Origin of the sequence: Agarivorans sp. Alg241-V36, assembly GCF_900537085.1 — a bacterium.
GTDB lineage: Bacteria > Pseudomonadota > Gammaproteobacteria > Enterobacterales > Celerinatantimonadaceae > Agarivorans.
Genome location: NZ_UNRE01000006.1, coordinates 331,887 through 354,975 on the forward strand (window position 1 = coordinate 331,887; position 23,089 = coordinate 354,975).

21 protein-coding genes are annotated in these 23,089 nt (G+C 44.8%); 15 read left to right on the forward strand and 6 right to left on the reverse strand.

Annotated features, from left to right (window positions below):
• Complete coding sequence (yrfG, locus tag G6R11_RS15560) at nt 1-663, reverse strand: GMP/IMP nucleotidase (RefSeq protein ID WP_163133991.1); 663 nt, start codon at nt 661-663, stop codon at nt 1-3.
• A 75-nt stretch (nt 664-738) separates the two neighbouring features.
• Between yrfG and nudE the strand changes: the two genes are divergently transcribed.
• From nudE to G6R11_RS15575, 3 genes are all read left to right on the forward strand, one after another.
• Entirely contained in the window at nt 739-1,305 is a 567-nt protein-coding gene (gene nudE / locus G6R11_RS15565; protein WP_016399771.1) for an ADP compounds hydrolase NudE, read from the forward strand.
• Nucleotide 1,306: 1 nt separating this feature from the next.
• Nucleotides 1,307-2,122 (forward strand): 3'(2'),5'-bisphosphate nucleotidase CysQ, encoded by an 816-nt coding sequence (gene cysQ / locus G6R11_RS15570; protein ID WP_370525669.1) that lies wholly within the window; start codon nt 1,307-1,309, stop codon nt 2,120-2,122.
• Nucleotides 2,123-2,307: 185 nt separating this feature from the next.
• Nucleotides 2,308-2,715, forward strand: coding sequence for a cytochrome c5 family protein (locus G6R11_RS15575; RefSeq protein ID WP_163133992.1), 408 nt, complete (start codon nt 2,308-2,310; stop codon nt 2,713-2,715).
• A gap of 79 nt (nt 2,716-2,794) precedes the next feature.
• On the opposite strand, the gene ylqF is transcribed toward G6R11_RS15575, so the two are convergent.
• Complete coding sequence (gene ylqF / locus G6R11_RS15580; protein WP_163133993.1) at nt 2,795-3,739, reverse strand: ribosome biogenesis GTPase YlqF; 945 nt, start codon at nt 3,737-3,739, stop codon at nt 2,795-2,797.
• 235 nt (nt 3,740-3,974) lie between these two features.
• On the opposite strand from ylqF, the gene G6R11_RS15585 reads away from it, so the two are divergent.
• From G6R11_RS15585 to G6R11_RS15595, 3 genes are all read left to right on the forward strand, one after another.
• Nucleotides 3,975-4,664 carry a hypothetical protein gene (locus G6R11_RS15585; protein WP_163133994.1) on the forward strand — a complete coding sequence of 230 codons (690 nt, stop codon included), beginning with the start codon at nt 3,975-3,977 and terminating at the stop codon, nt 4,662-4,664.
• A 107-nt stretch (nt 4,665-4,771) separates the two neighbouring features.
• Nucleotides 4,772-5,896 (forward strand): M14-type cytosolic carboxypeptidase, encoded by a 1,125-nt coding sequence (locus G6R11_RS15590; RefSeq protein WP_163133995.1) that lies wholly within the window; start codon nt 4,772-4,774, stop codon nt 5,894-5,896.
• Between the two features lie 312 nt (nt 5,897-6,208).
• Entirely contained in the window at nt 6,209-6,976 is a 768-nt protein-coding gene (locus tag G6R11_RS15595) for a PEP-CTERM sorting domain-containing protein (protein ID WP_163133996.1), read from the forward strand.
• Between the two features lie 62 nt (nt 6,977-7,038).
• Here G6R11_RS15595 and gltS read toward each other — a convergent pair whose 3' ends face one another.
• The 3 genes from gltS to G6R11_RS15610 form a co-directional block, all read right to left on the reverse strand.
• Nucleotides 7,039-8,262 carry a sodium/glutamate symporter gene (gltS, locus tag G6R11_RS15600; protein ID WP_163133997.1) on the reverse strand — a complete coding sequence of 408 codons (1,224 nt, stop codon included), beginning with the start codon at nt 8,260-8,262 and terminating at the stop codon, nt 7,039-7,041.
• A 193-nt stretch (nt 8,263-8,455) separates the two neighbouring features.
• Nucleotides 8,456-9,805: a glutathione-disulfide reductase gene (gene gorA / locus G6R11_RS15605; protein ID WP_163133998.1), complete on the reverse strand. Its 1,350-nt coding sequence runs from the start codon at nt 9,803-9,805 to the stop codon at nt 8,456-8,458.
• 61 nt (nt 9,806-9,866) lie between these two features.
• Nucleotides 9,867-11,870 (reverse strand): ATP-binding protein, encoded by a 2,004-nt coding sequence (locus G6R11_RS15610; RefSeq protein WP_163133999.1) that lies wholly within the window; start codon nt 11,868-11,870, stop codon nt 9,867-9,869.
• 452 nt (nt 11,871-12,322) lie between these two features.
• On the opposite strand from G6R11_RS15610, the gene prlC reads away from it, so the two are divergent.
• The 9 genes from prlC (at nt 12,323) to glpG (ending at nt 22,390) form a co-directional block, all read left to right on the forward strand.
• Nucleotides 12,323-14,356, forward strand: coding sequence for an oligopeptidase A (gene prlC, locus G6R11_RS15615; RefSeq protein WP_163134000.1), 2,034 nt, complete (start codon nt 12,323-12,325; stop codon nt 14,354-14,356).
• A gap of 160 nt (nt 14,357-14,516) precedes the next feature.
• Nucleotides 14,517-15,602, forward strand: coding sequence for a mechanosensitive ion channel family protein (locus G6R11_RS15620; protein WP_163134001.1), 1,086 nt, complete (start codon nt 14,517-14,519; stop codon nt 15,600-15,602).
• 499 nt (nt 15,603-16,101) lie between these two features.
• Nucleotides 16,102-17,220, forward strand: coding sequence for a branched-chain amino acid ABC transporter substrate-binding protein (locus G6R11_RS15625; RefSeq protein ID WP_163134002.1), 1,119 nt, complete (start codon nt 16,102-16,104; stop codon nt 17,218-17,220).
• A gap of 180 nt (nt 17,221-17,400) precedes the next feature.
• Nucleotides 17,401-18,327: a high-affinity branched-chain amino acid ABC transporter permease LivH gene (gene livH / locus G6R11_RS15630; protein WP_016399757.1), complete on the forward strand. Its 927-nt coding sequence runs from the start codon at nt 17,401-17,403 to the stop codon at nt 18,325-18,327.
• On the forward strand, nt 18,324-19,595 hold the full coding sequence (locus G6R11_RS15635) for a high-affinity branched-chain amino acid ABC transporter permease LivM (protein WP_163134003.1): 1,272 nt from the start codon (nt 18,324-18,326) through the stop codon (nt 19,593-19,595). The genes livH and G6R11_RS15635 overlap by 4 nt, the downstream gene beginning before the upstream one ends.
• Complete coding sequence (gene livG / locus G6R11_RS15640; protein ID WP_163134004.1) at nt 19,592-20,356, forward strand: high-affinity branched-chain amino acid ABC transporter ATP-binding protein LivG; 765 nt, start codon at nt 19,592-19,594, stop codon at nt 20,354-20,356. The genes G6R11_RS15635 and livG overlap by 4 nt, the downstream gene beginning before the upstream one ends.
• Before the next feature lie 19 nt (nt 20,357-20,375).
• Nucleotides 20,376-21,077, forward strand: coding sequence for an ATP-binding cassette domain-containing protein (locus G6R11_RS15645; RefSeq protein WP_163134005.1), 702 nt, complete (start codon nt 20,376-20,378; stop codon nt 21,075-21,077).
• Between the two features lie 141 nt (nt 21,078-21,218).
• Nucleotides 21,219-21,545, forward strand: coding sequence for a thiosulfate sulfurtransferase GlpE (glpE, locus tag G6R11_RS15650; RefSeq protein WP_163134071.1), 327 nt, complete (start codon nt 21,219-21,221; stop codon nt 21,543-21,545).
• A complete protein-coding gene (gene glpG, locus G6R11_RS15655) occupies nt 21,542-22,390 on the forward strand; it encodes a rhomboid family intramembrane serine protease GlpG (RefSeq protein WP_163134006.1) in 849 nt (282 codons plus the stop codon). Before glpE ends, glpG begins: the two co-directional genes overlap by 4 nt.
• 67 nt (nt 22,391-22,457) lie before the next feature.
• On the opposite strand, the gene G6R11_RS15660 is transcribed toward glpG, so the two are convergent.
• Nucleotides 22,458-22,859, reverse strand: coding sequence for a flagellar basal body-associated protein FliL (locus G6R11_RS15660; RefSeq protein ID WP_205472865.1), 402 nt, complete (start codon nt 22,857-22,859; stop codon nt 22,458-22,460).
• Nucleotides 22,860-23,089: the final 230 nt, after the last annotated feature.

Sequence of the window (23,089 nt, forward strand, 5' to 3'; positions counted from 1 at the left end):
TTAGCCTAGCAACTCTTTAGTGAAATGATGGTAGTCATCAATAGACGGGAAGTGGCTAAACACTTTACTGGCCTGTTTTGAGTCTGGGTTATTGATCCCTAATAGATACTTAATGCCAAACTTATTGGCTTGATCGAGCACAGTTTCGTTGTCGTCAATAAACAAAGTACGCTCTGGGTCAAAGGGATGGTGCTCTATTAAGGCTTCCCAAAGCTTTGGATCTTCTTTGGGGTAACCAAATTGGTGGGAGCTAAACAAAGTATCAAGATATTGATCTAGGCCGGTCACTTTAATCTTGGTAGTGAGCCCGTCGGGATGACAGTTGGTCAGCAATACCCGCTTTTTTCCCGCTGTAGCGAGCGCTTCTAAAAAGGGTTTTACGTCGTCTCGCCACTGAATCTTGTGCTCAACTTCTGTTTTTAAGTTTCGAATATCAATATTGGTTTTATTGCTCCAATAGTCGAAGCAATACCAATCTAGCGTGCCAGACACGGTTTCGTAGTCGGCGAACAAACGCTCGCGTGCTTCAGCTAAACTCAGCTTATTTTGGTGGGCAAAGGAGATGGGTAGATAGTGCATCCAGAAGTAATTATCGTAATGCAGATCTAATAAAGTGCCATCCATATCTAATAAAACGGTATCGATTTTAGTCCAGTCAAACATTCTTAGTCGCTAATCCTTGAGTGCTTCTAACAGCAATGTAACAATGACATTAAGTTAATGATAGCAGGAAGATAGATGAGCAAGCATCATCCGCCTCGATTATTAGACAGCGCCATTGCTGCCGAAAGTCGCTTCTTCAAGATTGAAGAATTACACCTCGAGTTTAGCAACGGCGAACGACGGATTTATGAACGCTTAGTAGGATCAGGTCAGGGTGCGGTAATGGTATTACCGATTACCGAACAAAATGAACTGCTGCTTATTAGTGAATATGCCGCCGGAACAGAGCGTTATGAACTAGGCTTTGTTAAAGGATTGGTCGATCGTGGTGAAGCTGCTATTGATGCCGCCAACCGCGAATTACAAGAAGAAGTGGGATTTAAAGCACAAGATTTGCAACTACTCACCGAGTTATCGGTAGCACCGGGATATTTCTCTAGTCATATGTCGGTGTATGTAGCGCAGGGTTTGCAACCCAGTGTGTTAGAAGGCGATGAGCCTGAGCCCTTAGAAGTGATAAAGCTACCACTTGATGAGATAGATAATTTGTACGCAAATCCGGCCTTTTCAGAAGCGCGTAGTGTTGCGTCATTGTTGCTCCTTGAGAAATGGTTAAAGCAGAACAAGGTGAGAAGTATATAGGATGATAGACCCTGCTAGTGTGTTGTCAGAGGTGATTGAAATTGCTCGTGGTGCTGGCGAAATTATTCGTAAAATCTATGAAGAAGGTGATTTTGTTAGCGAAGTAAAAGATGATGCTACGCCGGTAACCTCGGCGGATTATGCTGCGCATCATTACATTATGGACGCACTAAGCAAGCTTACCCCAGAGATCCCTATTTTATCTGAAGAACAAGCCGATATTAGCTTAGCGGAAAGAGAAGCTTGGCAGTGTTATTGGTTGGTTGACCCGCTTGATGGTACGCAAGAATTTGTTTCTGGTAGCGGTGACTTTGCTACCGAGATTGCCTTGGTTCAAAATAACCAACCAGTGCTTGGCGTAGTGTATGGGCCCATTGTACAAATCTTGTATGCAGCAGTAAAAGGCCACGGCGCCTTTAAAGAGCAAAACGGTACTCGTACCTTGATTAAGAGTCGCCATTACCCCGATAAGCCAGAACATATTCGAGTCGCCACTAGTCGCGTTCAACGTCCAGCTTTGCTGCAAGCAATCTTAAACTGTAACTATCATTACAAGCTGTATCCTTTAGGCAGTGCTAGCTTAAAAAGTTGTATGGTGGCAGAAGGGGCTGCGGATTGTTATATCAGGGTAGGGCCAACCGGCGAATGGGATACTGGTGCTCCGCAGATTATTTTGCAAGAAGCAGGCGGAACCTTGTTAGATTTGCATTTGCGCGACTTAACTTACAACCTGAGGGAATCTTTAGAAAACCCTAATTTTATCTCTTTGGGTGACCCACAACTACCGTGGCGTGACATACTAAAAAATCCCAGTTAGTGGGTACAAAGCTAAACAAGCAAGCTTAAGCCGCTTTAAACTCGTTTAGCTAACAACTCGGACACATCTGGCTAATATTCGTTTTTACAATGGTTTAACCTCAAGGTAATAGCGGGTATAATTTTGCCAATAATGACAAGGATGCCTAATACTGCGGTCAGTAGGCACGATGAGGAGAGATAAGGGTGAAGCTTTTGAACTGGAAAACACTGGTACTATCTATTTGCTTAACAATTGTGCCGAATGCTTTTGCGGCTGATATGTCTGATGAGGCGATTGCCGAGCGTATTAAGCCAGTGGGTGAAGTTTATCTTGATGGCGAGTTAGAAGTTGCCAAAGCACCTGCTGCTTCAAGCGGTCCTCGTGCTGGCGACGCGGTATATAACACTTTCTGTACTGCCTGTCACAGTACTGGCGCAGCAGGCGCACCGAAGAAAGGTGACAGTGCAGCGTGGGCACCACGTATTGCTCAAGGTGATCAAACAATGTTTGACCATGCTTGGAAGGGCTTTAACGCAATGCCAGCAAAAGGTACTTGTGGTGATTGTAGCGAAGACGAAATTAAAGCCGCTATCGCTTATATGATTAAGTAAGCGACAGTTTTCATTAAAAAAACACCACGCATTGCGTGGTGTTTTTGTTTGTACTGCACAATGATAGTCGCTGTTGTGGCTAACTGTTTTTTCTGCGGCGTTGGCGCTTTTTGGCTTTTTGTAACTCTTCCACCATCTTTTTGCGCTCTTCCTTTTCGGCCACAATTTTAGCGGTTTCTACTTTTTCTACCGCTACCATTTCTGGTGTTTCTAAGGTGATGCGCCCAATGGTAGCGTCACGTAATTCATTAAGAATAATGGTAGCTGCTTTAACGTAATCGACTTGTCCGCCGCGCACTAAGCAGCCGCGCTTACGGCCAATTTCTTCCATCAATACCACTTCAGATTCTGGCAGTTCTTCGAGTTTATATCGCGCTTTAAGCTGCTCTGGGTAGGCTTGTAGTAAGTATTCACAAGCAAAGGCGGCTACGTCATCGTATTCCATGGCGGTGTCTTTGACTGCACCGGTGGCGGCTAAGCGGTAGCCACTGGCTACGTTGTCGAACTTTGGCCACAAAATACCAGGCGTATCTGAGAGGATAATATTGCCTTCTAGGCGGATCCGCTGTTGGGCCTTAGTCACCGCCGGCTCGTTACCCGTTTTCGCGATTTGGCGACCGGCTAATGCATTAATTAAGGTAGATTTACCCACATTAGGAATACCACAAATCATGGTGTGAATAGGTTTATCTACGCCGCCTTTGTTAGGCAACATACTACGGCACAGCTTAAGTAGGTCTTGGTTTTGGTTACCTTGAATGGTACAAAGAGGAATCGCTTTTACGCCTTGCTCCTGTTCAAAATACTCTTGCCACAGGGCGGTTGTTTTGGGGTCGGCTAAGTCGCTTTTATTCAATACCTTTATACAAGGTTTGTCGCCACGTAGGCTCGCAACCATTGGGTTTTCACTGCTGTAGGGAATACGCGCATCCAATACTTCGATGATTAAATCGATTTTAGGCATCACTTCTTTAATTTGTTTTTGGGCCTTGTGCATGTGCCCTGGATACCATTGAATAGCCATTTTATCCCACCTCAACTGCGTAATTGGCGCTCATTGTACTTGCTAAATTGTTAAAGTGTAGCGCTTTGTGATCGAACTATTAGTTCGTATAGCTCAATATCAGTACATTAATTAAGCAGATAGGGAAATCTTTCAGTATTCTGTGCAACTTGCTGCTATGGTTTTAGCATCGATTCATTCAAGTGCTGTTTTCTTATGGTTAACAGTACCAAAGGACAATCTTAGGGAAGAGATAATGTCTAGCAGTGAACTACCTAGTGATATTGAAATAGAAGCCCTGCAGCCGACAGAGCAGCAAGCTGCAGCGAGTCATCGCTCCGGTATCAGCTTGCAAGCGCGCTATGAGCATCATAAAGCGCGCCACAAGCATTATAAAAAAGGCTATAAACACCTGCGGCGCTATCGTTGGATTAGCCTTGGCTTAGGCATTGTAAGCTTTAGTGCAGTATTTTCTTTAATGGCGGTGTTGCCCACCTACAATGAAGTAAAAAATGATTATGACGATAGCTTGGCCGAGCTCAAAATTGTTGAAGACCAAAACCGCCAGCTTAAAGAAGCCTTGCTGATAGAACGGCGTAACAACTTTGATTTGAATAAAGAGAACCACCCAGAACTACGTATCTTTGCCTTCAATACGCTGATTGCCACCGACCAAAGTAATATTCGCTCTGCTTTTTTTGAAGCCTCTGACGATATGGGAAAAAAGATGGCGATTAGCTATCAGTTATTGGCTGAGGGCCCCGTTGAGCTGGCCTTGGCACTGGCGCTAATTGATCAAACAGGTCAGCAGGTGTTCCAACACCCCATCGACTTTGGTGAAGTACCTCCAAAGCAAGGCGAGTCCTTAACTGTGGAAAGCACCATCAACTTAGATAAAAACTTAGATGTTCGTTACTTTAGAATTGTTGAATTGAGTGAAGAATAGACCATTAACTGGCCGAGTTAATAAGAGGAGCTTAATGCTCCTTTTTTGTTGCTTATTAAGCGCTATACTGCCCCTAGAAATCGATTAACTTTGCTGTGAGGGCAAGTATGTATATCAGCGATAAATTTGATAGTGGCAATATTCGTGTTGTAGAACTTAATGATCCTCAAAATATTCAACTAGAGATAAAACACGACCATCAATCGGAATTTTTCCAATGGTTTCACTTTCGTTTTGAAGGACCCTTGGAGCAACAATATCGTTTTTCTCTGATCAATGCGGGTCAATCTGCCTATGCGAAAGGCTGGCAAGGTTATCAAGTGGTAGCCTCTTACGACCGTGAAGAGTGGTTTAGGATTGATACTGAGTTTGATGGCGAGCAATTACATTTCTCTTTGCTACTCGAGCAGCCTAGTGTTTACTTTGCTTACTTCGCCCCCTACAGCTACGAGCGTCATCAAGATTTACTGCATACCATGCAGCAGGACTATCGGGTAAATCTAAATACTCTAGGGCAAACCTTAGATGGCAGAGACATGAGCCTGCTAACTATTGGTGACGCCGAAAAAGCCAAACATAAAGTTTGGGTTATTGCTCGCCAACACCCTGGAGAAACCATGGCCGAATGGTTTGTTGAAGGCTTGTTAGGCAACCTGCTTGATCAAGATAATCCCCTGGCAATGAAACTGTTAGAAGACACTGTATTTTACGTGGTACCCAACATGAACCCTGATGGTTCAGTACGAGGCCACTTAAGAACCAATGCTGTAGGCGCTAACTTAAACCGCGAGTGGCAAAGTCCCAGCATGGAGCGAAGCCCAGAAGTGTTTTTGGTGAGAGAGAAAATGCTAGAGCTGGGCGGTGACTTATTTTTAGATATTCATGGCGATGAAGACTTACCCTATAACTTCGTGGCTGGATGTGAAGGGATCCCGTCTTACGATGAGCGCCACAAACTGCTAGAGGACACCTTTAAAGAGGCGTTTATGGCCATTTCTCCTGATTTTCAGGATACCCACGGTTACGCTAAAGACGAACCGGGGCAGGCGAACTTAACCATTGCCGCAGCGTGGTTAGGCGAGCAGTTCAAAACCCTGTCTTACACCATAGAAATGCCATTTAAAGACAATGCAGATATGCCAGACGAAGCTTTTGGTTGGTCACCAGAACGCGCCATGCAATTGGGCTGCGATGTATTGTTCCCAATAAAACAAACCCTAGCTAAGCTGTAACTAGCTAGTGAGCACCTGGCTACCCGCTGGGTGCTTGTCGGTTTTTTTTACACTGTCGGTTTGAGAAAAATCATCAAGCTCATCATCTTTTCTCGGCTTTTGTCGCTTGCTGACCTTCAAATTGTGAGCAAGCTCACTAAGCATCTATCTGTTGTTTGTCAAATATCTATACAAATATAACTGTCTGATTTGTAAATAAATAATGACGTCATGTCTATCTTGCTGAAATCTATCTAGTTCCTTTAGTGGGAGCAATTTATGCATGTGAAGCTGGTGTAACAAGAACATCTAACAAACCGCATGGAGTGCTAAATGAGAATAATAAAAGCAAGCATGGTTAGTATTGGCTTAGGTCTTTTGCTACTAACGCAATCGGCCATAGCTACAGTGATGTATGACCAAAACGTAACGAGTGATGTGATATTTGGTAGTGGTAATGCTAACGGAGGCTTTACCGTTGATAGACAAAATGGCATCGAGTTAGGCCTAAGAGCGAAACTTCGTTTTGACGAGTTTAATAACCCGCAGAACATCTTTAATAGTAACGGTGACGGTACTTACCAGTTCGATAACATCGCACCACCTACTGGATTTGACTCCGCACCAGGTTCGCTGGCTACCGCTATTTGGAATTTTGAATGGTCTATTAATAGTAACTTTGATGGCAGCGGTGGAGCTTTAGACAGCCTTTCTTATTTGTTAGAAATCGATTTTGATCCTAGCGCTAGTACTAACTTTTTGGGCTTTGACCCAGTTAATGTACCGAATTCTGATAACGCCTTAGGAAATAACAGTACTGCCAATGGCGATGGCTTAGTTGATTCAGGTAATTACGCTAGTTTGTTAAGTGTATATAATTTGGCGCAAAACTCATGGAATATGGAATTTGGCACGAGCGATTTCATCTCCACTGAAGTAGGAATTTATGATTTTGTCCTAACTGCTTTTGGGCCGCAAGATGAAGTGCTTGCACGCACTTCTATGCAAGTGATTAACGCCACTGTCGCAGAGCCGCAAACCTTGCTTATTATGTTGTTGTCATTAGCGGGTTTAGCCTGGATTAGGCGCCAAAGAAGCTAATAAACATCAAGTAAAAAAGGAGCTCAATCGAGCTCCTTTTTATTATCTGCTTGGCTAATCTCTTAGCTTAAAAAGCTAATATAAGTTTGTAGCACGATTAGATTCACGATATCGATGAAGAAAGCGCCAACAATAGGCACCACCATAAATGCTGGTGGTGAAGGTCCATTACGAGACACCAGCGCACTCATGTTCATAACCGCAGTGGGCGTTGCTCCTAGGCCAAAGCCGCAATGGCCACCGGCAATTACTGCTGAGTCATAACCTCCACCCATAAAGCGATAGCTGACATAACTAGCAAACAGCGCAATCATAATGGTTTGGCAGAGTAAAATGATGAGTAGCGGTAAGGCCAAATCAAAAATTTCCCAAAGTCGTAAGCTCATTAAAGCCATTGAAAGAAACAATGAAAGGGACAGGGTTCCGAGCAAGTCTACGCATTCATGATTAATCTCATAGCGGCCGCTAAACTCACTCACATTGGCAATAAGTACGCCAAAGAACAGAGCATACACAAAGTCTGGCATTTTAAGCCAAGCGAGTGCGAGCTCCGTTTCTAAGCCTTTTGCTACCTTGGCCATCACTACACACGCCAGCAGCAAAAATAGCACTTCTATCACCGAAGTTGGGGTAACTAGATCTTCTTCTTTGCGACTATAAGTGATTAAGTCAGGGTGGGTTTTATGGTGACTTTTGCCCTTGGAGAACGGCGATTCTAGATTCTTTTTGTTAATTAAACGCTGGCCTACCGGGCCGCCAATAATACCGCCCATCACCAAGCCAAAGGTAGCTGCGGCCATGGCAAATTCTAAGGTTTGAATATTGTACTCATCGGCAAAGATTTGTGACCAAGCCGCGCCTGTTCCGTGCCCTCCAGAGAGAGTAATGGAACCAGCAAACAATCCCATCATCGGTTCTAGCCCGAGCAAAGTAGCTAGCACCACACCTAAACCGTTTTGCAGCACGATGTACACCGAGGCTATTGCCAAAAATACAAAAACTTTTCTACCGCCTTTTATCAGGAGTTTGTAGTTGGCGGCAAGGCCAATGGTGGCAAAGAACATCAGCATTAAGGTGTCTTGCAAGGGCAGTGCAAAACTCAACTCTATACCGCGCATTTTTAGTACGGTTATAACAATGGCTACCACTAAGCCGCCAACAATTGGCTCGGGGATGTTGTACTTTTTGAGTATTGCCACGTAGTGACAAATGATACGTCCGATAAACAACACAGTAAGTGCTATAAGAAAAGAGCCCAGCTCTCCGACTGGATAAACAGTGTCCATGTATTCAAAGCCTTACAATAAACTCGCCTATATAATCAGTGTAGTTGGCTGATTGCCAAGTGCGCTGATTTTATTGCTTTAAATTGCTGGGTTTTAAGTGGAGCGCTTGGAAGCGGAGGAAGCGGAGGAAGCGAATAGAAGAACTTAAAGGGTATAAATAGGCTAAGCATTGCTATGCTTAGCCTAAGATTGGCTAGCGAAGTGTTACAAACTCTTCTGCGCTAGTGGGGTGAATCGCCACACAAGCGTCAAAATCAGCCTTAGTTGCGCCCATTTTCATGGCTACACCAAAACCTTGTAAGATCTCATCCATGCCTAAACCAATACCGTGCAGGCCAACCACTTTTTGGTCTTCGCCGGCACAAATTAGTTTCATTTTGGTCACTTGGCGATGTTGGGTAACTGCTGTGTACATCGCGCCAAAGCTAGAGTTATACACTTTCACCTTATCTTCACCGTATTGAGCAATCGCTTCTGGCTCGGTTAAGCCAATGGTGCCAATGGCTGGGTGGCTAAATACTACGGTAGGGATTAAGTCATAATCCATTTTCGCCTTAGTTTGACCATTGAATAAACGCTCAGACAATAAGCGTCCAGCTTTTACTGCAACTGGGGTCAATTCAACTTTACCGATGTTGTCACCTACCGCATAAACGCCAGCAACGTTGGTATTTGAGTATTCATCAACCTTAATGTAACCACGTTCATCGGTTTCAACACCAATGCCTTCAAGGTTAATTTTGTCGTTGGCGGGCTCGCGGCCAATAGCCCAAATTACGCTGTCTACTTGTAAGCTATTACCGTTTTCAAAGCTAACCACTAGGCTTCCATCAGCTTGTTTTTCAATGGCTTTTGGCGTGCTGTTGGTATGCAATGTTGGGCCATCTTCGGCCATTATCTCTACCAAGGTTTCGCTTAGCATAGGGTCAAAGTTGCGCAGCGGCGCATGCTTGCGAACGGCTAGGTGAGTTTCGCTACCTAAAGAGTGTAATACCCCTGCTAACTCAACGGCGATATAACCAGCACCTAAAACCAACACGCGCTTGGGTTGCTCGGTAAGCGCAAAAAAGCCATCTGAATCTATGCCTAGCTCAGCGCCAGGAATATTAGGTATCGTTGGGCGGCCACCGGTGGCAATAAGGATGTGTTTTGCGCGGATTTGCTCGCCGTTTACTTCAACAGTGTTGGCGTCTACAAACTTGGCGAAGCCATTGATAACGGTTACACCATTGTTGCCTAGTACACGGTCATAAGAGCCATGAATACGCTTAATGTAGGCTTCGCGGCTCGCCACTAAGGTAGACCAATCAAACTTGTTTACTTGAACATCAAAGCCATAGTCTGGGGCGTAGCGGTGAATGGCTTCAGCAACCTGAGCGCCAAACCACATGGCTTTTTTGGGTACACAACCCACGTTTACACAAGTGCCGCCAACATGGCGCGCTTCAACCAAGGCAACTTTTTGTCCGTGCATTGAGGCACGGTTAGCCGAGGCGATACCGCCACTGCCTGCGCCGATGCATAGGTAGTCGAATTCTCTCATTAAGGTACTCCGAATAGGGGCCGAAAACTTGCAGCAGTATAGCCTGTACTAAAGACAGATGTTAATCAGCTTTTTGCGCTTGGTAAGGCAAACGGATAGAAAAGTGCACCCCTTCATCGGGTTTGCTATCAAAAGCAATGTGCCCTTTAAGCAGCTGAACCACTAGGTTGTAGACAATGTGGGTGCCTAAACCGCTGCCGCCTTGGCCACGCTTTGAGGTAACAAAGGGGTCAAAAATACGTTGGGCAATGTTGCTATCTACTCCACGCCCCGAGTCGCGGTAGTCGATATGCAGTTGGTCGTCTTCTCGGTGAATGGAAATGTCGATGCGTTTATCGCCTTCCCAGCCATCAAAGCCGTGTTTAACCGAGTTAAGAATTAAGTTGGAATAGATTTGGGTAAAGCTACCCGGAAAGCTGTAAAGCTCTAAGTCGTCATCACAATCAACCACTATCTCACAGCCCGAGCGTCTAATTTTGTGGCCAAGAGAAGTAATCACTTGATGAACATTTTCGTTGAGATTAAAGGTGTAACACGCCTCTGAGCTTTGATCTACCGCCACTTGTTTAAAGCTGCTGATAAGATCGGATGCACGGCGTAAGTTGTTGAGTAGTAGCTCGGTAGATTGGTTGAGATTTTGGATCAACTCTTCCATAAACTTGCGGCTTAGTTTTCCGCTCTCGATGTTTTTCTCTAACTGATTGCCTTGCTCTTGCAAGTATGAGGCGGCGGTTACACTGATGCCAATGGGCGTATTAATTTCATGGGCAACGCCGGCAACTAAGCCACCCAGCGACGCCATTTTTTCGGCTTCAACCAGCGATTGTTGGGCGTTTTTAAGCTTGTCGAAGGCGCTGGCTAGTTGCAGGTTACTTTCTTCTAGGCGCTCGGTTCGAGATTGTACTTTTTGCTCTAGCTCGTCGTTGAGCTCTTTAATCTCTTTCTCAACCCGTTTAAGCGGAGTTACGTCGTAACCAAAGGCAATCATTCGAGATACATGGTTACCTTCGTAAAAAGGTACAAAGGTCCACAGCAGTGTGTATTGATTGTTGGCTTGATCGGTAAGGGTTAATTCTTGGTCTTGAATAACCCGCAGTTGGCGCAAGTCGGCTTCAATTTTCTCGCGCATGTCATTATCAATGAATACGCTTAGCCAATTTTGACCTTCTAATTCTTCTTGGTGGAAACCGGTGAGCATTACCCCAGCAGGATTTGCGGTGAGAACATTAAGCTGGTTATCGAGAGTAACAATGACCGCGTTACTGGCATTAATTACCGTGGCTGAGAAGTCGCGCTCGTGTGCCAGCTGTTCAGTGGCCTTGAGTTTTTGATCAAACTCGTGGTCGATCTTCTTGGTCATTTGATTAAGGGTATTAACCAGCTCTCCCAATTCATCGTTACGCGTTTTATTGCCAGTCTCAATTTTTAGTGGCGCGCCTAAGTTATCTAAATCAAGGTTACGAGTGTATTCCACAATGGTGTTTAAGTGGCGCACAATCACGTAATAAATGATGAACAAAATACCAATAGAGACCACTAAGGTTTTCACGGTTTGGCTGATTAAGATCAGCATGGCTTTTTGCCACAAACGCTCATAAACCTGTTCAAGTGAGGCTGCTACAAACAGTTTACCTACCATTTCACCTTGATAGATAAGCTCAAATTCTTGGGATAAGTCGTAGCGGTCGGCAGAGCGGCCGCGCGCGAGCAATGGTACTTCAGATGAACCAAGGATCTCTTTCACCAACACATATTGCATATTGGGCAGGTTCATAATGCCTTCAATTTGCACTTCTACTTGTTCTTCATCAAGGTTCCATAAACTGGCAGCAATTGGCTGTAAAAAGCTCACTTCAATTTGATCAATACTTTCTTCGATAACTTGAACATCTTGTTTGTAGTCGTAACGAAGTTGGATGAGAGTGATGATAAGCGCAAGTAGGGTAGAACAGATAAGGATGTAGGACAGCATCCGCAATGACAGGCTGTTAGTGCCTTTGTTTAAGGCTAATTTTTGCCACAGGCTTGAGTTTTCAACACGTGGAGTATTGTTATTATTGTCCATTAATCGATGAGTCCTGTTGGTCTAGGTTATTGATAAACCAAGAAACCAAAATAATCCCTAAGGAAATCATAGTCTAATTCAAGGCTATGTAAACTGCCCAAATCACTAAACGTGGGTTGATTTACAAAATTTTAGCCCCAGATTAAGCTATTCGTAGCTAGGGTCAGTTGATCTTTCGAGCTGATTTTTGCAGCTGTTGTGGATTATTTAAACAAGCCAGAGGTTTTGATTTGTAGCTAGCCTACATGAGAAGCCGATATCGCAGTAGAAATAAACCATAAACGTTGCCCGAAGGGTTCGGCTAAAATCGTTTTATGCTTTGTTAAGGAGTCTTTGCTTAGAATAACTAGGCTACACACTCCTAGCCGCGCCTAAAACGATTTTATCTCGAACAAAATTTAACTGCGAAAGGTCAACTGACCCTAACATTTCTCAATCTTTAAGGATCCCCTATGAGTAACCCTTTACTTGATTTACCTGGATTACCGCCGTTTAGCAAAATTAAACCTGAACATGTGCAGCCTGCTGTAGAGCAAGTGATTGAGGAATGCCGCACCACCATTGACGAAGTGCTTAAGCATTCAAGCCCAAGCTGGCAAAACTTCATTCTGCCTTTGGATGAAGTAAACGATCGCCTTAGTCGCCTATGGTCACCGGTGAGTCACTGTAATTCGGTGGTGAATAGCCAAGAATTGCGCGAAGCCTATGAAGCCTGTTTACCCTTGCTGTCGGAATACAGCACTTTTGTAGGCCAACACAAAGGCTTGTATCAAGCTTACAAGCAACTGGCAGAGAGTGATGCGTTTGCCAGTTACAACTTAGCTCAGCAAAAATCGATTAGCGATGCACTGCGTGATTTTGAATTATCGGGCATTGGCTTAGAGGCCGAGCAGCAAAGCCGCTATGGCGAGATAGTTAAGCGCCTATCTGAGCTGTCGTCGCAGTTCTCTAATAACGTATTAGACGCTACCTTAGCGTGGCAAAAACAAATTACCGATGTAAATGATCTTGCTGGTTTACCAGAGTCTGCCTTGGCAGCAGCCAAACAAGCTGCCGAAGCCAAAGAACTTGATGGCTACTTGCTGACTTTAGAATTCCCAAGCTACTTGCCAGTGATGACCTATGCCGACAAGCGAGAGCTACGCGAAGAAATGTACCGCGCCTTTAGTACTCGCGCTTCGGAGCAAGCCAGTACCGAAGAGAAGTTTGATAACACCGCAATTATTGATGAAGAATTAGAGCTGCGTAGTGAATTAGCTAAGCTGCTCGGTTTTGATAGTTACGCCGACAAATCTCTAGCGACTAAAATGGCGGAATCACCATCTCAAGTATTAGGCTTTTTAAATGACCTAGCCGAGCGCTCTAAGCCACAAGCTGAGCGCGAATTAGCCGAACTAGAAGCCTTTGCCAAAGAACAACACCAAGTCTCTGAGCTAGCTGCTTGGGACATGGCCTATTACTCTGAGAAACTAAAACAACATACTTACGCTATTTCTGATGAAGAGCTGCGTCCTTACTTCCCAGAAGACAAGGTACTTGGTGGTTTGTTTGAAGTGGTAAAACGCCTATTTAAGGTTGAGGTAAGCGAAAAGCAAAACGTAGATACTTGGCATTCTGACGTACGCTTTTTTGAAATTAGCGACCAAAGCGGTGAGCTACGCGGTTCGTTCTACCTAGATTTATATGCTCGCGAACACAAACGTGGCGGTGCTTGGATGGACGGCTGCATAGATCGCCGAGTGGATGCCAATGGTGAGCTGATTAAGCCAGTGGCTTATTTAACCTGTAACTTCAATAAACCCGTGGGCGACAAGCCAGCGCTATTTACTCATGATGAAGTGATTACCTTGTTCCATGAATTTGGCCACGGCATTCACCACATGCTTACCAAAGTTGATGAAGCGGCGGTATCGGGGATTAATGGTGTAGCTTGGGACGCTGTTGAGCTACCTAGCCAGTTTTTAGAAAACTGGTGCTGGCAAAGTGACGCGCTAGCGTTTATCTCGGGTCATTACGAAACTGGCGAGCCACTGCCACAAGCTTTGTTAGACAAAATGCTTGCAGCACGTAACTTCCAATCGGCGATGACCATGGTTCGCCAGCTTGAGTTTTCACTGTTTGATTTCCGTTTGCACCACGAGCCAGCCAATGGCCGCAGTGTATTAGATCTGCTTAATGAAGTTCGTGCTCAAGTGTCGGTGATTAAGCCACCTAGTTTTAATCGCTTCCAAAATAGCTTTAGCCATATTTTTGCTGGCGGTTACAGCGCCGGTTACTACAGCTACAAGTGGGCCGAAGTATTGTCTGCCGATGCCTTCTCGAAATTTGAAGATGAAGGGATCTTTAACCCAGACACCGGTTTACATTTCTTGAGTAATATTCTTGAGAAAGGTGGCTCGCAAGAACCTATGGAATTGTTTAAAGCCTTTAGGGGGCGTGAGCCTAAAGTTGATGCTTTATTACGTCACTCTGGCATCGCTGCCTAAGTGGCTAGCAAGTTATAATTTACAACGCGGCTAAGGCCGCGTTTTGTTTTTAAGGCTTAGATAAATTTTTGCTCACAGCAACTAGGTGTTGAGTTAAGCTTGTCTAGATTTAACCGCGAAAGATAAACAGCCCCTAGTTACCAAAGAAAGAGATGGATTAATGTTTGAAGAATTTGCCCAGTGGTTAGAGCAGGAGCAAGCTCAGCTAGCCACGTCTAACTGGTTATTTGATGTATTTGTCGTGTTAAGCATTACGCTGGTGGCCTTTTTAGTTTGGCGTATCTTGGCCTCACGCATGAGTCGCTTAACCGAGAAAACTAAAACCGTATGGGATGACGCTATTTGGTTTTCACTTTGGAAACCGATTAACTGGATGATTGCGGTGGTGGGTTTGTCTTTAGTTGCAGTCGCTTTTGCGAATGCCTTAGACTCTGACTTTAAACCTTATATTCCGATTATTCGCCAAGTGATGGTGGTATTCATGGTTGCTTGGGCGGCGATGCGCTTTGTGCGCAGAGCCGAAGAGCAGCTGATCGTGGTGGGGAAAGACAAAACCACTGTACAGGCTGTGGCTAAGTTATGCCGCGCTGCGGTGATCATTCTATTTTTACTGGCGGTGTTTCAAACTCTTGGCTTTAGTATTTCTGGGGTTTTGGCCTTTGGTGGTATGGGCGGCCTTATTGTTGGCATGGCTGCTAAAGACTTACTGGCAAACTTCTTTGGCGCTCTGTTAGTCTACTTTGACAAGCCCTTTAAGGTGGGCGATTGGATCCGTTCCCCCGATCGCAGCATTGAAGGCACGGTTGAAAACATAGGCTGGCGAGTAACCAAAATTCGCACCTTCGACAAACGCCCTTTGTATGTGCCTAACTCAATCTTTTCTAGCATTGCGGTAGAAAACCCGAGCCGCATGAGTCATCGCCGAATTAAAGAAACCATTGGTTTACGTTACGACGACGCAGACAAGGTGAGCAAGGTGGTGGCTGATGTAGAAAATATGCTGCGTAATCACCCGGAAATTGATACCAGCCAAACCCTAATGGTGAACTTTGATAGCTTTAATGCTTCTTCACTCGACTTCTTTATTTACACCTTTACTAAAACTACCAATTGGGTGAAGTATCACGAAGTGAAGCAAGACGTTTTAAATCAGATTGTAGAGATTGTAACGGCTAACGGCGCAGAGTTTGCCTTCCCAACTCGCACCTTGCACTTAAACACTAGCCCGGCAGATCTAGAAGCCTAAGAAAAACGGCAGAAGCAGCAGCGATGCTGTTTCTACCGAGCGCTAAATTGGCGTATAGCAGCCTGCATATTTATTCTCTGTAAAAGCGTAAAACTTCAAAACTCCACCAGTGATACTAGCTAAATCTTATGCTATTTATACAAATTGCTTTATTTTTATCCTGCAAAAATTAATTTAACCTTATCAAAATTTAGTTATTCAGCAGAGCTGTAGCATATTTGAGATAAATAAGGCTTAAATTTCGGATTTAGATCTTTTTATAGCTTAAAACTTTGCTTGTGTGGAATAAGTTGCTGTATGTGATCGGTGTATTGTTTTTTGTCTAGACAAATAAGTTGTTAAAACCCTATGTGATAGAGCCGGCAATCCTAGGCTGACTTGTGAAACACTGCAAACTTAGGGTAAAACAACAGCCAATGGGGTGAAATCTGCATTATGGTTTAATGCGGCACTTCTGCAAACACACTCAATATAACAAAAAGCTAACATGGAGTTATCAATGACTAAATGGACAAAATCAGCTTCAGGGGTAGCGGTATCGCTAGCTCTATTCGGCGCTGCTACTTTCGCACAAGCGGCAGACACTATTAAAGTGGCAATTGCTGGCCCAGTAACGGGTCCAGTAGCGCAATACGGTGACATGCAATTTGCTGGTGGCGGCATTGCTGTAGAACTGCTTAACCAAGCTGGCGCATTAACTGGCAAGCAAATTGAAGCAGTGGTTTATGATGATGCTTGTGAGCCCAAACAAGCCGTGGCCGTGGCCAACAAAATCATTAACGACGGTGTTAAATACGTAATTGGTCACCTTTGTTCAGGTGCGACTCAGCCAGCCTCAGACGTATATGAAGATGAAGGTGTATTGATGATTACACCTGCTTCAACTAACCCAGACATCACCACTCGTGATTACCAACTTATTTTCCGCACCATTGGTTTAGATAGCGACCAAGGTCCTACTGCTGCGCGTTACATTGTTGATGCTGTTAAACCAGAGCGCGTAGCCGTTATTCACGATAAGCAACAATACGGTGAAGGTATTGCTACATCTGTGAAAAATGAGCTAGAAGCTGCTGGTACCAAAGTAGTGGCGTTTGAAGGTGTAACCGCCGGCGATAAAGATTTCTCAGCACTGATTGCTAAGTTGAAGAAAGAGAATGTAGATTTTGTTTACTACGGTGGTTACCACCCAGAGCTAGGTCTTATTCTTCGTCAGTCTTCAGAAAAAGGCTTAAAAGCAACCTTTATGGGCCCTGAAGGTGTGGGTAACAAAGACATTTCTGCGATTGCTGGTGCAGCTTCAGAAGGCTTATTAGTAACCCTTCCTAAGAAATACGACCTAGATCCAGCTAACAAACCTGTTGTAGATGCCTTAGTTAAAAATGGCGACGATCCTACCGGTCCGTTCGTATGGACGGCCTTTGCTGCAATGCAAAGTATTGTTGCTGGCGTAAATGCTGCCGGTGATGATCCAGAAGCGGTAGCTGAGTTCCTACGTAGCAACACCGTTGAAACGGTTATGGGCCCACTTCAGTGGGACGCTAAAGGCGACCTTAAAGGCTTCGACTTTGGTGTATTCACTTGGCACGCTGACGGTTCTTCATCAGCCGCTAAGTAAGCGCGAACTATCACACCGACTAACTAGCAGTTAGTCGGTGTTTCTGTTTTTAAGATTCTACATTTAGCAAACCTGATAAGTCAGCATTGATAATTTGTTTATCAGCGGTTTGGGCCGCAATGTTGAATAGCAACTTACTGGTTTGGTATTGGTGGCTCTAGCCACTAGATTGGGGCAGTTATGTCTGAGCAATTTTTCTACTTTTTTCAGCAGCTGGTTAATGGTTTAACCATTGGCAGCACCTACGCATTAATCGCCATTGGTTACACTATGGTGTATGGCATTATCGGCATGATTAACTTCGCTCACGGTGAAGTGTATATGATCGGTAGTTACGTGGCTTTTATCGTGCTGGCTGCATTGGCCTTAATGGGCCTAGATTCCTTACCTATTTTATTATTTGGTGCCTTTGCAATAAGCATCATTATTACCAGCGCCTATGGCTGGACCATTGAAAAGATCGCCTATCGGCCAGTGCGCGGTGGTAACCGCCTAATTGCACTCATTTCGGCCATTGGTATGTCTATTTTCTTGCAAAACTTGGTGCGACTGTCGCAGGGCAGCCGAGACATTGCTATGCCCAGCTTAATTACTGGTGGTTGGACATTTGGCCCAGAAGACGGCTTTAACCTGACGATTTCTTACATGCAGCTGGTTATTTTTGTGGTGACCTTTGTCACCATGATTGCACTAACCACCTTCATTACCCACTCACGCATGGGCCGCGCCTGTCGCGCCTGTTCTGAAGATATCGGCATGGCTAACTTATTGGGTATCGATACCAATAAAGTGATTTCATTAACCTTTGTTATTGGTGCTGCGTTGGCGGCAGTAGCGGGTGTGCTATTAGGCATTTATTACGGGGTAATTAATCCTTACATTGGCTTTATGGCAGGCTTAAAAGCCTTTACTGCAGCGGTGTTAGGCGGTATTGGTTCTATTCCTGGCGCAGTGGTAGGCGGTTTGTTGTTAGGTATAACCGAAGCGATTACCGCCGGTTACTTTAGTACTGAATACAAAGACGTGGTGTCGTTTGGCTTGCTGTGTTTTGTATTGCTGTTTATGCCGACTGGTTTGCTAGGTAAGCCGGAGGTTGAGAAAGTATGAAGAAGTTTAATTTTTCTGGCAGTTTAATTTCTGCGTTTACTTTTTTACTTTTGGGGGGGTGGCTACTAGGTATACGTATGGAACCAAGTAGTGATGGTTTACAGCTTGCCTTAGCTGAAGGTCGATCATTAGTTTTATTGCCTGGCGGGGTTGTTCTTGTTTTTATTGGTCAGGCTATTAGGTCTTACTTTTTTAGCAATAAACCCTCGAATGGTTCGAAAAGTAGATTTTCGTTTAAATTACCTAGCCCAGAGCAAAACCCAAAAGCTTATCGTTTAGTGGTGTCTTTTGCCCTAGCTGGCGCAATTATTTGGCCATTTATGGTGAGTCGAGGCTCGGTAGACTTAGCCACACTCACGCTTATTTACGTGATGTTAGGTTTAGGCCTTAACGTGGTAGTTGGCCTTGCCGGCTTACTCGATTTGGGTTACGTAGGTTTTTATGCGGTAGGTGCTTATACCTATGCGCTGCTAAGTGCCGATGGTTTTGGTTTTTGGATTTGCTTGCCTATTGCCGGTGGTATGGCCGCTTTATTTGGTTTCTTGCTGGGATTCCCTGTATTGCGCTTGCGCGGCGACTACCTTGCCATCGTAACCTTGGGTTTTGGCGAAATTATCCGTTTGATGCTGAACAACCTAACTCATCTTACCGGTGGCCCAAATGGGATAAGCGGTATTCCTAAACCTACCTTGTTTGGTTTGGAATTTAACCGCCGTTTGAAAGGTGAGGGTTTTGATACCTTCCACAACTTTTTTGGCATTAGTTACAACTCCCAATACAAAGTGATTTTCTTGTATTTAATGGCTCTATTATTGGTAGTGCTAACGGTGATTGTGATTAACCGTTTATTAAGAATGCCAATTGGCCGTGCATGGGAAGCACTACGCGAGGACGAAATTGCCTGTCGTTCGTTAGGCTTGAATCCTACCGTGGTTAAACTGAGTGCCTTTACCATTGGTGCTGCGTTTGCTGGATTTGCCGGAAGCTTTTTTGCGGCTCGCCAAGGCTTTATTAGCCCCGAATCTTTCACCTTTATTGAATCGGCAATTATTTTAGCCATTGTGGTGCTGGGCGGCATGGGCTCGCAAATTGGTGTAGTACTAGCAGCAATCATTATGACTGTGCTGCCAGAAATGGCGCGTGAATTTAACGAATACCGCATGTTGATGTTTGGTTTGATGATGGTATTTATGATGGTTTGGCGACCACAGGGTCTATTGCCAATGTCTCGTCCTCATATTGAGTTAAAAGAGGAGGCCAAGGCATGAGTACTTTATTAGATGTAAATGGCCTTACCATGCGTTTTGGTGGCTTATTGGCGGTAAATAATGTTGCCCTTAAGCTAAATGAAAAAGAAGTGGTATCGGTTATTGGCCCAAATGGGGCAGGTAAAACCACGGTATTTAACTGCTTAACTGGTTTTTACAAACCAACCGCTGGGCAAATTCTTTATCGCGGTGAAGCGCTGCAAGGTTTAGCGGGTCATCAAATTGCCCGTAAAGGCGTTGTGCGTACCTTCCAACACGTGCGTTTGTTTAAAGATATGAGCGTGGTAGAAAACCTATTAGTGGCGCAGCATCGCCACCTAAATACCAACTTTCTAGCGGGTTTGTTAAAAACGCCAAGCTTTAAGAAAAGTGAGGCCGATGCCTTAGCCTTTGCTGAATATTGGCTTGAGAAGGTTGATCTCAAAGAGTTTGCCAACCGCAAAGCCGGTAACTTGGCTTATGGTCAGCAGCGCCGTTTGGAAATTGCTCGTTGTATGGTCACGCGTCCAGAAATTCTGATGCTTGATGAGCCAGCCGCTGGTTTAAACCCCAAGGAAACCGACGATCTAGACCGCTTGATTATGGACCTACGTGACAACGAAAATGTCTCGGTCTTGCTGATTGAGCACGATATGAAGTTGGTGATGGGCATATCGGATCGTATTTACGTGGTTAACCAAGGCTGTCCTTTAGCCAACGGTACACCAGAAGAAATTCGCAACAACCCTGAGGTGATTAAAGCCTACTTGGGCGAGTTTTAGGCTGAGGTAGAAAATAACAATGTTAGAGTTAAAAAATGTTTCAACCCACTACGGCCCAATTCAAGCTCTGCACGATGTAAGTGTAAAAGTGGACCAAGGCGAGATTGTTAGTTTAATTGGCGCCAATGGTGCGGGTAAAACCACCTTGTTAATGACCTTGTGTGGCGATCCGCGTGCTAGCAGTGGCCAAGTTTTGTTTGACGGTAAAGACATTACCAATAGTCAAACACACGACATAATGCGTGGCGATATTGCCGTGGTGCCTGAAGGACGTCGAATCTTTTCGCGCTTAACCGTAGAAGAAAACCTGCACATGGGCGCCTTTTTCGCGACCAAAGAACAGACAGCAGAGCGTATCGAAGAAGTGTATAGCTTATTCCCGCGTTTGCTCGAGCGGGTCAGTCAGCGCGCCGGTACTATGTCGGGTGGTGAGCAACAAATGCTGGCCATTGGCCGCGCTTTAATGAGTAACCCCCGTTTGCTGCTATTAGATGAGCCTTCTTTAGGTTTAGCACCGATTATCATTCAGCAGATTTTTGATATTGTGGAGCAATTGCGCCAACGTGGCATGACGGTATTTTTGGTAGAGCAAAATGCCAACCAAGCATTGCGTTTAGCCGATCGTGGCTACGTGCTTGAAAACGGCCGTATTGTGCTGGAAGACACTGGCGATAACCTCTTGGTTAACGAGGATGTACGTAAAGCCTACCTCGGCGCTTAAGCCACTTTCAATACTCAATCTAAGCAAGCTTCGGCTTGCTTTTTTTATCTCTACACTTAGCCATTTCCTTATGGTTTGTGGCTTTTTCTTTGCCGTTAAACCAGTTAAAGTGAAACAAAAATGACAGCGAAGAAAAAGATGATGGAACAGTTCGAACAAATTGATGTAAATGGCGCTCAGCAAAAACTCGCTTCGGAAGGAGCGGTATTGCTAGATATGCGTGACCCTCAGTCTTTTTCTCAAGCACACCCCATTAATGCCTTTCATTTAAGCGATGGCAGTTTAAATCAGCTTATTTCTGAAACTGAGTTTGATACTCCGCTTATCGTTATGTGCTACCACGGGATTTCTAGTCAAGGAGCTGCACAGTACTTGATTCATCAAGGTTTTGAAGAGGTGTATAGCCTGCAGGGTGGCTTTGAGGCCTGGCGCCAAGTGGCTCCTTTTGAATCGGGTGATGCTGAGTGAAGCAACTAATCGTAATGGGCAACCCTCGGGTAGCCCAAGCTTTTGTTGATTATATGGCAGTGCTCAAGATTGAGTGCCAACTCGCACCGGCTGATCAGGGCGTGGCGGTTTTCTTAATGGATGAGCAACACTTAGAGAAGGCTGAATACGAGCTCAAGCAGTTTATCGAAAACCCCAATGATGAAAAGTACTTAGCTGCCTCTTGGACTGTGGCCGATAGCCGCAAAGCCAAGTTCTCCTATGGGGGGAAAGGTCTGGTTAAAAGCGCTTTTTTTGCTCATGCCGGCCCGGTTACTTTAGCTGTATTGCTAATTTCAGCAGTGGTTTATTTGTTTATGAACATTGGTTTTGAGCGTTATTTAATGCTCAACCTCACCATTCCACCGCAGCTAAGCATGTTAGCCTCAGATCAGTTTTGGCGAGTGATTACCCCTATCTTTTTGCACTTTTCGGTGATCCACATTGTGTTTAATGGCTTGTGGTGGTGGCAGCTCGGGGGAGAGATTGAACGCCAGCTGGGTAGCTCAAAACTGTTGCTAATTACGCTGGTGGCTGCGGTGATCCCTAATGTGGCGCAGCTGTTAGCAACGGGTCCATACTTTGGCGGTTTATCGGGAGTGGTGTACGCCTTACTGGGTTATTGCTGGTTTACCGGATGGTTACGCCCACAGGCTGGTTTGCAACTTAGCCCGGCCATTGTCGGCTTTATGTTGGTATGGCTAGTGATTGGCTTTATGGATGTAGTAGGTCCATCTACTGCTAACTTAGCCCACTTATTTGGCCTATTTGTTGGTTGTGCTCAGGCTCTTTTAGATAAGTTTTTCGATAAACAGCAGCCAAACTAAAAGCAGCGCTTAATCAGCAAAAAGCCCATCATTGATGGGCTTTTTGGGTTTTATCTATCGAATTGCGTTATTGGTACAAGTACTTAGTGAACAGCAGTTTGCTTACGAGTTTTTTACCGGTTTCTTGTACCAATAAATCGTTAACGGCTTCTTGGCATAAGACGCGAATCTCTTCGCGGCCTTTTAAAGACTTAATGTCTTCTTCACGTTGGTGACCCAGTATTTCAATAATCGCGTCGCGAATTAGCGGTGCGTGGTGCTCAATGCTGCTTAAGGCACTTTGGTTTTCTACCATTACTTCGGCAGTAATGCGCACGTAACCAAGCTTTTTGCCGGTGCTAATGTAGTTAGTGATGATATCGGGTTCGAAGCCAAAATATGCATAACTAGAGGTTCCTGCTTCTTGGCTGTAAGCCAACGAGGAGAAGAATAAGCTGCAACATAACAGCAGGCTGTGAACAAATTTCATGCGGCGGTGTATTTCCTTGGTAGTCCTAGCTTTATTGTTTCTGTTAGTGGGCACTAGGTCAAGCAGGTGACCGAAAATAATACAAGACTTGTTAGCAAAGCGGCTTAGTCTCTTAGAATAACCCTAGCAATTATGCTGGCAAATCTAGGGTAAATCAGCGAACTATTCGCGCAAAGTAGAGTTTACTTTAAACCGCTGTTTACTGGATAATGCCACTCTAATTCTTTGCA